At 63.9% G+C, this 11,538-nt stretch carries 3 protein-coding genes; all 3 read right to left on the minus strand.

Features of this window, described 5'->3' with window-relative positions; all coding sequences use genetic code 11:
* Window positions 1–9: 9 nt before the first annotated feature.
* From HBH1_RS21235 to HBH1_RS21245, 3 genes are read right to left on the minus strand one after another with little or no spacing between them, the layout of a single operon-like run.
* Window positions 10–8,022 (minus strand): calcium-binding protein, encoded by an 8,013-nt coding sequence (locus tag HBH1_RS21235; protein ID WP_158243316.1) that lies wholly within the window; start codon window positions 8,020–8,022, stop codon window positions 10–12.
* Between the two features lie 55 nt (window positions 8,023–8,077).
* Window positions 8,078–9,781 (minus strand): peptidase domain-containing ABC transporter, encoded by a 1,704-nt coding sequence (locus HBH1_RS21240; protein ID WP_006465392.1) that lies wholly within the window; start codon window positions 9,779–9,781, stop codon window positions 8,078–8,080.
* Between the two features lie 39 nt (window positions 9,782–9,820).
* Window positions 9,821–11,491 (minus strand): biopolymer transporter ExbB, encoded by a 1,671-nt coding sequence (locus HBH1_RS21245; RefSeq protein ID WP_102664260.1) that lies wholly within the window; start codon window positions 11,489–11,491, stop codon window positions 9,821–9,823.
* Between the last annotated feature and the right edge of the window lie 47 nt (window positions 11,492–11,538).

Genomic DNA, 11,538 nt, shown 5'->3' on the forward strand with positions numbered 1-11,538 from the left:
ACCGGTAGGTCAGGTGGTCAGGTGGATGCGGGCGATCTCCTGGTTGGTGGCGTTGTAGAAGGCATAGTCGGTGGTGCCGGGGAAGTAGACGTAATGGTCCGACCCATTGGCCATGATCTGCAAGCTTTCGCTGCCGCTCATCTTCACTGTCAACAGGTGTGAGGTGGCACCGCTGACCATGCCCATGTTGATCACGTCCTGGGCCGTGATGATGATGTTGGTGCCATTGCCGGCGCTGACATCGAGGGTGGTGATACCGGTGACCTTGCTGGAGAAGTTGCTCAGGTTGAGGGTATTGCCCAGGTCGGCAAAATGCAGCGTCGTCACCCCGGCCACGCCATTGATGGAATCGATGTTGGAGGTGCCGGTGTTCTTGTTGACCATGTCGCTCTGCGCCCCACCGGTACTGCCCAGGCCGGCGCTGACATTGATCAGGTTGTTGCCGCTGCCCACCGTCACCGAATTGTGCCCGCCCTCGACCACGTTGAAGATATCGGTACCGGAACTGGCGCCACCGCCCTTGAGCACGTTGGTGGTAGCGTTGCCACGCGCGGTCAGGGTATTGGCACCGGCGTTGCCGATGAGCTCGCTAGCGACGGTTAAACTACCTTCCAGGTTGGAAATGCCGATATAGCTGTCGCCGTTGGCATCGCCCAAGCTGCCGCCGGCGGACAAGTCGGCCTTGATCGGCCCACTGGTGGAATACAGGTAGCTGACGGTATCGCTGCCGCCCGCGCCACCATTGAAGACATTGGCCACACCGCTGGCATAGAAGATATCGTCGCCGGCGCTGCCGGTGACGTTCTGGATGTTGACGTAGGTGTCGTTGGCGGCATAGCCGTTGGTACCAGTGCCGTGGAACAGGTCCACGGCCACGCCCGCCCCGCCCGAGCGGGCATAGTTGACCGTATTGTTGCCGGCGCCACCGTCGAAGGCGTTGGTGGCGGCACTGGCATAGAAGGTGTCGTTGCCGGAACCGCCGATCAGGTTTTCGATATTGGTGAACTTGTCGCCGAGCGCATAGACGCCGCTGGCGGCCAGCGTATTGGTCAGGTCCACCGTCACGCCACCGGTATCGAATTCATAGCTCACCGTATCGATACCCGCACCGCCATCGAAGTTGTTGGCCTGGGTACTGGCCTTGAACAGGTCGTTGAAACCGCTGCCGATCACATTGTCGATGTTGAACAGGGTGTCACCCTGGGCATCACCGCCGATGCCGCTACCGTTCTGCAGATCGATGGTCACGCCGAGGGTGGAACCGGCGTAGGAAGCAAAGGTGGAGCCACGGTTGCCGATCACGGCGGTGATGCTGTCGGCACCCGCGCCGCCTTCCAGCACCGAGCGCGTACCGGCCGTGGAAAATCCCTTGAGCACGTCCTTGAAGGCGGAGCCCACCACGTTCTCGATGCTGGTGTAGAGATCCCCGGCGGCATAATTGCCGCTGCCGGTACCAGTGGGGGTGGACAGGTCCACCGACACGCCGTTGATGCCGTCGCTGCTGGTGGAGAGCGAATAGTTGACGGTGTCCGAGCCGCCGGTACCGCCATTGAGGATATTGACTGCAGCGCTGGCAAGGAAGGTATCGTCGTTGTTGCTGCCGATGACGTTGTCGATGTTGAACAGGGTATCGCCCTGGGCGTCGCCGCCGGTACCGGTCCCGTTCTTCAGGTCGATGGTCACGCCGCTGGACGACCCGGCATAGGACGCATAGGTATAGGCGCGATTGCCGAGGTCGGCAGTGATGCTGTCGGCACCCTTGCCACCAGTCAGTACCGACATCACGCCGACCGTGGAAAAGCCGGTCAGGGTATCGGCCCAGTCGCTGCCGATGACGTTCTGGATGTTGGCATAGGTGTCGCCCTGGGCGTAGTTGCCAAGTCCGACGCCACTGGTGAGGTTGACCGTCACGCCGGTGGCGCTGTTGCTGCTGGTGGAACCGGCATAGCTGACCGTGTTCGACCCGGCTCCGCCATCCAGGAAGTTGGCCGCCGCGTTGGCCACGATGGTGTCGTTGCCACTGCCGCCGGTGGCGTCCTGGATGTTGGCATAGGTATCGCCATTGGCCAGGCTGCCGGTGCCGCCCGAGCCGCTGCCGCTGAGCAGGTTGATGGTTTCGTTGACGGTGGAGTTGGCGTAGCTCACCCGATTGTGCAGCGAACCCGTACCGCCATCGAAGAAGTTGGCGGCCGCGCTGGCCACGAACACGTCATCGGCGGACCCGCCGGTGGCATCCTGGATGTTGGTGTAGGTGTCGCCATTGGCCAGGCTGCCCGTGCCGCCCGTGCCGGTTCCGTTGAACAGGTTGATGGTTTCGGCCACCGTCGAGGTACTGTAGTTGACCCGGTTATGTGTACCGCCACCGCCATCGAAATTGTTGGCGGCAGTATTGCCGTAGAAGGTGTCGTTGCCGCCACCGCCGGTGATGTCCTGGATGTTGATGTAGGTGTCGCCGTTGGCCAGGCTGTTGGTGCCACCGCTGCCCTGGCCGCTGACCAGATTGATGGTTTCGTCGACCGCGGAATTGGCATAGCTCACGCGGTTGTGCAGCGAGCCGGTGCCGCCATCGAAGAAGTTGGCGGCCGCACTGGCGATGAAGACATCGTCGGCGGTGCCGCCGGTGACGTCCTGGATGTTGGTGTAGGTATCGCCGTTGGCCAGGCTGCCGGTGCCACCACTGCCGGTACCGTTGAACAGGTTGACCGTCTCCGACACCGTGGAACTGCTGTAGTTGACCCGGTTGTGGCTGCCGCCACCACCATCGAAGCTGTTGGCGGCGGTGTTGCCGTAGAAGGTGTCGTTGCCGCTGCCGCCGGTGGCGTCCTGGATGTTGGTGTAGGTGTCGCCATTGGCCAGGCTGCCGGTCCCGCCACTCCCCAGTCCGCTGATCAGGTTGACCGTTTCATCGACGGTGGAGTTGGTGTAGCTCACCCGGTTGTGGGTACCGGCACCACCATCGAAACGATTGGCCGCCGCGCTGGCGACGAAGGTGTCGTTACCGCTGCCGCCGGTGACGTCCTGGATGTTGGCATAGGTGTCGCCATTGGCCAGGCTGCCGGTGCCGCCGCTACCCGTGCCATTGAACAGGTTCACCGTTTCGTCGACGGTGGAATTGGTGTAGCTGACCCGGTTGTGCAGCGAACCCGTGCCGCCGTCGAGGAAGTTGGCCGCCGCGCTGGCGATGAAGACATCGTCGGCGGTGCCGCCGGTGGCGTCCTGGATGTTGGTATAGGTATCACCATTGGACAGGCTGCCGGTACCGCCGGTCCCGGTGCCTCCAAACAGGTCGATGGTCTCGGACACCGTCGAGGTGCTGTAGTTGACCCGGTTGTGGCTACCACCGCCGCCATCGAAGCGGTTGGCGGCGGTATTGCCGTAGAAGGTGTCGTTACCGCCACCGCCAGTGATGTCCTGGATGTTGATGTAGGTATCGCCATTGGCCAGGCTGCCGGTGCCGCCCGTGCCCTGGCCGGTGACCAGGTTGATGGTCTCGTCGACGGTGGAATTGGTATAGCTCACCCGGTTATGCAGCGAGCCGGTGCCGCCATCGAAGAAGTTGGCGGCTGCACTGGCGATGAAGACATCGTCGGCGGTGCCACCGGTGACGTCCTGGATGTTGGTGTAGGTATCGCCGTTGGCCAGGCTGCCGGTACCGCCCGTGCCGGTACCGTTGAACAGGTTGACCGTCTCCGACACCGTGGAACTGCTGTAGTTGACCCGGTTGTGCAAGCCGCCGCCGCCATCGAAACGGTTGGCCGCAGCATTGCCGTAGAAGGTGTCGTTGCCGCTGCCACCGGTGACGTCCTGGATATTGGTGTAGGTATCGCCATTGGCAAGGCTGCCGGTGCCGCCGCTGCCCAGGCCGGTGACCAGGTTGACGGTCTCGTCCACGCTGGAATTGGCATAGCTCACGCGGTTATGGCTGCCTCCTCCGCCATCGAAACGGTTGGCGGCGGCGCTGGCGATGAAGGTGTCGTCGGCGCTGCCGCCGGTGACGTCCTGAATGTTGGTATAGGTGTCGCCGTTGGCCAGGCTGCCGGTACCACCGCTGCCCACGCCGTTGAACAGGTCCACCGTTTCGGACACGGTGGAATTCTGGTAGCTGACGCGGTTGTGCGAAGTGGCCGTGCTGGCGCCACCGTCGATGTTGTTGGCGGCGGCGCTGGCGATGATCAGGTCGTCGCCCGAGCCACCGGTGACGTCCTGGATGTTGGTATAGGTATCGCTCTGGGCATAGGTGCCACTGCCGGCCCCGGTAAACAGGTTGATGGTTTCGCTGCTGGTGGAATGCGCATAGCTGACGCGGTTGTGCAGTGAGCCACCGCCGCCGTCGAAGTTGTTGGCCGCCAGGCTGGCCACGAAGGTATCGTCGTAGATGCTGCCGGTCAGGTCCTGGATGTTGGAGAGCTTGTCGCCGGCCGCGTAACCGCCCGAGGTACCGGTACCGTTGGTATAGCTCAGGTCCACCGTGACGGCGGCGTCCGAGCTGGCATAGCTGACCCGATTGTGGGAGGTGGCCGTGCTGCTGCCACCGTCGATGCTGTTGGCCTCGGCGCTGGCGATGATCACGTCGTCCTGGGCGGAACCCACCACGTTCTGGATGGCGGTATAGCTGTCGCCGGCGGCAAAGCCGCCGCTGCCGGCGCCGGTGACCAGGTTGACCGTCACCGCGCCGGTCGAGAAGGCGTAGCTGACCGTGTTGGAACCCAGCCCGCCATTGAAGACGTTGACGTTGTTGTCGGCGATGAAGGTATCGTCATAGGCGCTGCCGATGACGTTCTGGATGCCGCTGTAGGTGTCACCTGCGGCAAAGCCGGTACTGCCCGTGCCATGGAACAGGTCGACGGTGACGCCATTGCCATCGCTGGCCTTGGCATAGCTGACCGTATTGTTGCCGGCACCGCCGACGAAGGCATTGGCCGCCAGGTTGGCGATGAACAGGTCGTTGTAGTCGCTGCCGATGACGTTCTGGATGTTGAGGTAGGTGTCGTTGTCGGCATAGCCGCCACTGCCGCTGCCCTGCACCAGGTCGACCGTCACGGCGCCGTTGGAACGCGCGTAGCTGACCGTGTTGGAGCCGGCGCCACCGTCGAAGTTGTTGGCTGCCAGGTTGGCCACGAAGAGGTCATTGCCGGCACCGCCCGTGAGGTCCTGGATGTTGACCAGCTTGTCGCCCTGGGCATAGCCACCGGAGGTGCCGGTGCCGTCGGTGTAGTTCAGGTCCACCGTTACGGCGGCGCTGGAGGCGGCATAGCTGACGCGGTTGTGGTTGGAGCCGCCACCGTCGAAGCTGTTGGCCGCCGCACTGGCGATAAAGGTATCGTCGTAGACGCTGCCGATCAGGTTCTGGATATTGGTGAAGGAGTCACCCGCCGCATAGTAGCCGCCGGTACCGGTGCCGATGGTATTGGTCAGGTCCACCGTGACGCCGCCGGTCGAGTAGACGTAGCTGACCGTGTTGGAGCCGCCCCGGCCGTCGAAATTGTTGACGTCGGCACTGGCGATGAAGATGTCGTCGTAGGCGCTGCCGATCAGGTTCTGGATGTGCGCCAGCACGTCGCCCTGGGCGTAGCCGCCGGAGGTGCCGGTGCCATCGGTGTGGGTCAGGTCGACCGTCACGGCGCTGGTGGAAAACTCGTAGCTCACCGTGTCCGAGCCGCCCAGACCACCATTGAAATTGTTGGCCCCGACGCTGGCGATGAAGGTGTCGGAATACGAGCTGCCGACGATGTTCTGGATGTTGGCGAAGCTGATGTTCTGCGCATACCCGCCGCTGCCGGTCTGGGTGATCATGTTGATGCTGACCGCGCCGGTGGAAGCCCCGAAGTTCAGGGTATCGGAACCACCGCTGCCGCCGTCGATGCGGCGCGTATCCACGCCGACGATGAAGACGTCGTCGAAGGCCGAGCCGATGGCATTCTGGATGTGGTTGTAGCTGTCGCCCTCGGCATAACCGCCGGTGCCGCGACCGGAGACGAAGTTGATCGACACGCCGGTGGTAGAGCCGGCATAGCTGACCGTGTCATTGCCGCCGGTGCCGCCATCGAAGGTATTGACGTCCACGTTGCCCACGAAGGTATCGTCATAGGCGCTGCCGATGACGTTCTGGATGCGTACGTAGCTGTCGCCCGCCGCTGCGCCGCCGCTCCCCAAGCCGCTTTGCAGGTTGACGTTCACGCCGGCATTGGAATTGGCGTAGGAGACGGTGTTCGAGCCCAGGCCGCCGTCGAAGCGGTTGGCATCGCTGCTGGCCACGAAGAGATCGTTGTAGTCGCTGCCGATGGCGTTCTGGATATGGGTATAGGTGTCGCCCTGCGCATAACCGCCCGCGCCGGTGCCGGTGATCAGGTTGACCGTCACGGCCGCGTTCGAGGACACGTAGGACACCGTATCGGAACCGCCACTGCCGCCATCCAGGCGGTTGACCACGGCATTGGCGACGAAGGTATCGTCGAAGGCACTGCCGCGCAGGTTCTGGATGTTGGAAAGCTGGTCGCCCTGGGCATCGCCGCCACTGCCCAGGCCGGTCACCAGATTGACCGTCACGCCGGCGCTGGAGCCGGCGTAGCTGGCCGTGTTGACGTTGGTACCGGTGCTGTTGACGCCGCCCACCAGCTGGTCAGCGCCGGCACCGCCCTGGAAGAAGGTATTGCCACTGCCGCCGTAGATGATGTCGTTGCCGCTGCCGCCATAGAGCAGGTCATTGGCATTGCTGCCGTAGATGGTGACGCCACCGTTGCCGGCATGTACCTCGTGCGGCGCGCCCTGGGCCGGCAACACCAGCACCGGGTCGCCGGTGGCCGGATCGAGGTAGCTCAAATCACCATAGGTGGTGGCGTCCTTGACCGCGACGTGGCGCACATCGACCAGGGTCTGCGGGCCGCGCGAGGTCGAGACCGTGGTGGTGAAGGTGAGATCAAAGGCCTGGTGCACCGGCGAGGAAGCATTGGCCTCGACCGTGTTGTACTGCAACTGCATCGGGAAATCGGTCTGGCCGGCCGCCACCGTCATCTCGTAGCGACCGCCACCGAGGTCGGTGGCGTTGACGATGGACATGTTGGCCGGCACGCCCGAGACGATCACCGACACCACGTTGCCATTGCCGGTGATGGTGACGTCGAACACCTTGATGAAGGTGCCGGCATTGTTGCCGGCGGCATAGATGGTGCGCACATCGTTACCGGCGTTGATCACCTGGGTGCTGAACTGCAGCGGCAGGCCAGCATCGGTCGCCGACTGCGCAATGCCGCCACTGCCGTAGAGGACGTCGCCGGTCTGGGTAATGGTGGCCAGGTTGACCAGCTTGATGGCCATGGCCGGCTGCGAGGGGTCGACCTGGATCGGCGGCGAAGGAATCGAACCGGGCCGCTCGGGCGGCACCTGCGGTTCGGAAGGCTTGACCGGCGCATCGTTGGAACTGGGACTGGCCGGCGGCGAGAACACCGGCGGCGTATTGGCCGTCAGGTTCTGCGACGCCGCAGCGGTGGCACCCACCGTGGTGTGGGTGGTGTCGCCCCCCACCACTGCACCGGCCGAACCACCGGCCTTGCTGGTGCCGTTGCTGCTGGTGGTGAGCGAGGCCGAATTCTCGCTGATGATCTGGGAAAACTGGCTGCCGCCATCGTTGCCGATGCTGGCCGCGTTGCGGTCTACCGTCACCTGCTGGGCTGGCGTCACATTGGGCGGGACCGCCACGGGATCGGAATTGAGGATGCGCGACTGGTCATTGGGCTTGAGCGCGATCTTGCCCACCGAATCGAGCAGCTTGCCGGTATCGGCGCTGGTATCGGCAAACTTGACCTTGGACTTGTCATCCATCGCCTCGATGGCGCCCCCGGCCAGCACCACCTTGGTGCCGTCGGCCATGTGCAGCACCATGTCCACGTCCACCACCTGGACGTGCTGAACGGCGGCGCGGGTAGCGCTGACCTGGAAGCTGCCGGCCTGGTCGGGCATCACCACCCGTACCGGGCCGGTGACCTTGTCCGCGGAGTTCGCTTGTGATGAGCTTGCGGTTGCCATGTTTCCTCGCTATCGAAGATCGGTTCGAATCAGGTTCGCCGTGGGCTGCACGACGTTACTGCAAAATCTGGGCCCGCGGCCCGTCGGCCACGATGCGGCCGCCGTCGATGACGACGATGCGGTCCATGTGCTGCAACAGCGCGGGGCTATGGGTGGCCACCACCAGCGTGCGCGGGCCGGCATAGGCCACCAGGCGCTCGATGATGCGGGCCTCGGTCTGCTGGTCCACGCCGGTGGTGGGCTCGTCCAGCAGCAGGATGCGCGGCGTGCTGGCGACCACCCGGGCCAGGGCCACCATCTGGCGCTGGCCACCGGAAAGATTACCGGGCGCCTTGATGACCTGGTCCAGCCGCAGTTCGCCACGGGCGATCAGGTCGTCCAGCGAGGACACCGCCAACGCTGCCTCGTACACCTGCCCCGGCACGCGGTCGCCGACGAAGATATTGGCTGCCACCGTGCCATCGAAGAGGAAGGGTTCCTGCGGCTTGAAGCCGATGCAGCGCATGCGTACCTCAGGGGCATAGGCCGTCACGGCTACGCCATCGATGAGCACATGGCCCTCGTCGGGATGATGCAGCCCGGCCAGCGCACGCAAGAGCGTGGACTTGCCGGAACCGGAGCGGCCGACGATGCCGACCTTCTCGCCCGGCTGCACGGTCAGGGAGACATGCTTGAGGGTCGGGGTTTCCTTCCTGTCCAGGTGCAGCAGCAGGTTGCCGACCTGGATCAGGCCGCGCATTTCCTGGCGCAGCACGTCGGCGCTGACGGTCTCGGGTTGCGCCTCGAACAGCTGGTCGAACTCGGCGCGGGCGCGGCGGAACATCTCGATGCGTCCTAGCAGTGCCGCCAGCGACGACAGCACCGTGGTGGCGCGGCTGATCAGGAGTGAACACGCAATCAAGGCACCCACGGTCAGGAGGTTGTCTTCCACCAGATAGACACCCACCACCAGGGTGGCCACCGCGATGAAGGTATAGCCAACGCTGGAGATGGCGTAGCTGGTGTTCATCCAGTAACGGCTCTTGGCCTGGGCCACCGCATTGGCGGCGGCGTCGATCAGGAAGCTGCGCAACAGACGGTCCTGCAGCGGCGTGGTCTTCAGGGTTTCCATGCCGTAGACGATGCTGGCGAGCTTGTCGACCTTGCCGGCACCGGCCTTCATGGCGGCATTGGCATAGTCGTTGGCCGGCACCTTCAGCAAGAGCTGCAGCGCCACCAGCACGGCCCCGCCCACCAGCAGCACCCACACCATGTGGCCGCCGATCAGGCCCAGCACCACCAGGTAGAGCAGCAGGAAAGGCAGGTCCACCAGCAACAGCATGTAGTTGGAGGACAGCAGGTCACGCGCGGCCGAAAGATCGCGGTAACGTGCCAGCACCACTCCGACCGGGGCCTGCACCTTGGCGGTCAGGAGGCGACGTGCCGAGACCTCGTCGAACTCGGTATCCAGGCGCCCGGCCAGTTGTTCGGTGTAGTACACGCGGATGACGCGCAATACCATTTCCAGCGCCATGAACAGCAGCATGCCCAGGGTCAGCGCCCAGAGCGTCTCGGGGATGTGGTTGCCCAGTACCTTGTCGTAGATCAGCCGCGAATACAACGGCATGAGCAGGCCCAGCAGGTTCACCAGCACCCCGGCCACGATGATCTCGACGAAGCGACTGCCATAGGCGCGCAACAGCGACAGGTAGCTGGGGTCCTGCCGCAGGTCCTGCAGGACCTGCGGTTGATCGATGTGGACCTGTTCGCTGGCGTTCATGATGCGGTGGTGACTCTCTTATGCCCGGTTATGCCGCGATCAGGCCTGGCCGCCACGGTTGGCGGTGGTGATTTCGCGGATGGCTTCGCGCAACTCCAGGCGCAGGTCCTTGACCATGGTCTGGCGACCGCTGCGCATTTCGTCGATGACGGTCTGCCAGTTGATGTTCTGGCGCATCAGGGCTTCGGTGATGGAGGTCAGCGATTGCGGGATGGCGCCCAGGTTCTTGACGCGATCGTTCTGGGTCGCCATGTGCTTGGCCAGGTCGATCTGCAGCTGGCGTGCCGACAGCGCGTCGCGGGCCATGTTGCTGGAGTTCTCGCCGATGGTGTTGCCCAGTTCGTTCAGGCGCGCTGCGACGGTGGCCTGCAGTTCGCCCTGGTACTGGATGGCGCCCATCTCGTCGGCCAGGCGCACGGAAATCTGGTTCAGCAGTGCCGGCAGTTGCGCGATGTTCTGCGCGTTCTTTTCGTTCATGTTGGAGATTTCGCCCTGCTGCGTCTGCAGCGAGCTCAGCGCGGTGGACAGCGCCAGCTGGCCGGCCTGGATGGTGGTGACGATCTGCGGCAGCACTTCGAAGGTGCGGTTGGCGATGTCGCCGTTGACCGAGAGGCGTTCTTCCAGCGAGGACAGGCTGTCGGAGAGGTCGCGGGCCGAGGTGATCTTGGTATTGATCAACTGGCCGACGGTGCGGATCTCTTCCAGGGTCTGCTGCGCGGTTTCGTGCATGCGCGGGCCGAAGGCCACCAGCTGGCGCAGGCTGCGCGATTCTTCCATGCTGTCGTTGAAGAGCTGGACGATGTTGTTCAGGCGGTCGTTCAGGCCTTCGAGCTTGATGCCGGCCTGCAGCGAGGCTTCCGAGCTGTTGCGGGCGGCCATGATGGATTCGCGCTGCAGGACCATCAGATCCTGCAGGAATTCGGCCAGGAAGGATTCGGACACGCCCTGGCGTTGGGTGGCCGCCGGACCGGTGGCGTCGTGCACCACGTGTTGCACCATGTCGCTGATGCATTCGCGGGCGCGGGCCACCAGCTTCTTGCTGGCCGCGCGCAGCGGGGTCAGGGTCAGGCCCAAGGCCAGCGAACCGATCAGGCCGAACATCGAGGCCGAGAAGGCGGTACCCATCGAAGCCAGCGGTTTCTGCAGGTCGGCCACCAGATGCATGAAGGAAGCATCCATGTCGCCGCCGGTGCTGGCCTTGCCGAAGCCGTCGATCAGTTCGGCAGTGCTGACCAGGGTCTCGAGCAGGCCGATGAAGGTCCCCAGCAGGCCCAGCGCGATCATGAAGCCGGTCAGGAATTGCGGGAACTCGGTCTTGGCTTCGAGGTGGGCGCGCAGGTCGTGCAGCGAACCTTCGATGGTTTCCTGTTCGATACGCGAGGTCAGGCGGCCCTTGGTGCTGGCCACGCTGACCAGGACCTGACCGATCTCGGTGCCCTCGAACTCGGGCGCCTTGACCAGGCTCTCCATGGATTCGCCGGCCTTGGTGCGGTCATAGAACTGCATCAGCTTGTCGTATTCCCAGTTGACGCGGTACAGGTTGTAGCCGATCAGGCCGATCCCGAACAGCGCCACGGCGATGATGAACAGGTTCAGGAAGGGGTTGATCTGGATGGCATGCCCCACGAAGCCCCGGAACAGGAAAGCGCCCAACAGCAGCAGGAGCGTCGGGATGGCGGCAAGTGCATAGAACTGGCGAAGGTTTTTCATACGTGCGAGGTTCCGGAGAAAAGAACGCAGGGGATGTGGATGGTGCA

This window comes from Herbaspirillum sp. BH-1, from assembly GCF_002870055.1.
Taxonomy (GTDB): Bacteria; Pseudomonadota; Gammaproteobacteria; order Burkholderiales; family Burkholderiaceae_D; genus Herbaspirillum; species Herbaspirillum frisingense.

Bases quoted from the DNA above. Each gene is read 5' to 3' on its own strand.
- HBH1_RS21235 (WP_158243316.1), bottom strand. From the start codon at position 8,022: ATGGCAACCGCAAGCTCATCACAAGCGAACTCCGCGGACAAGGTCACC.
- HBH1_RS21240 (WP_006465392.1), bottom strand. From the start codon at position 9,781: ATGAACGCCAGCGAACAGGTCCACATCGATCAACCGCAGGTCCTGCAG.
- HBH1_RS21245 (WP_102664260.1), bottom strand. From the start codon at position 11,491: ATGAAAAACCTTCGCCAGTTCTATGCACTTGCCGCCATCCCGACGCTC.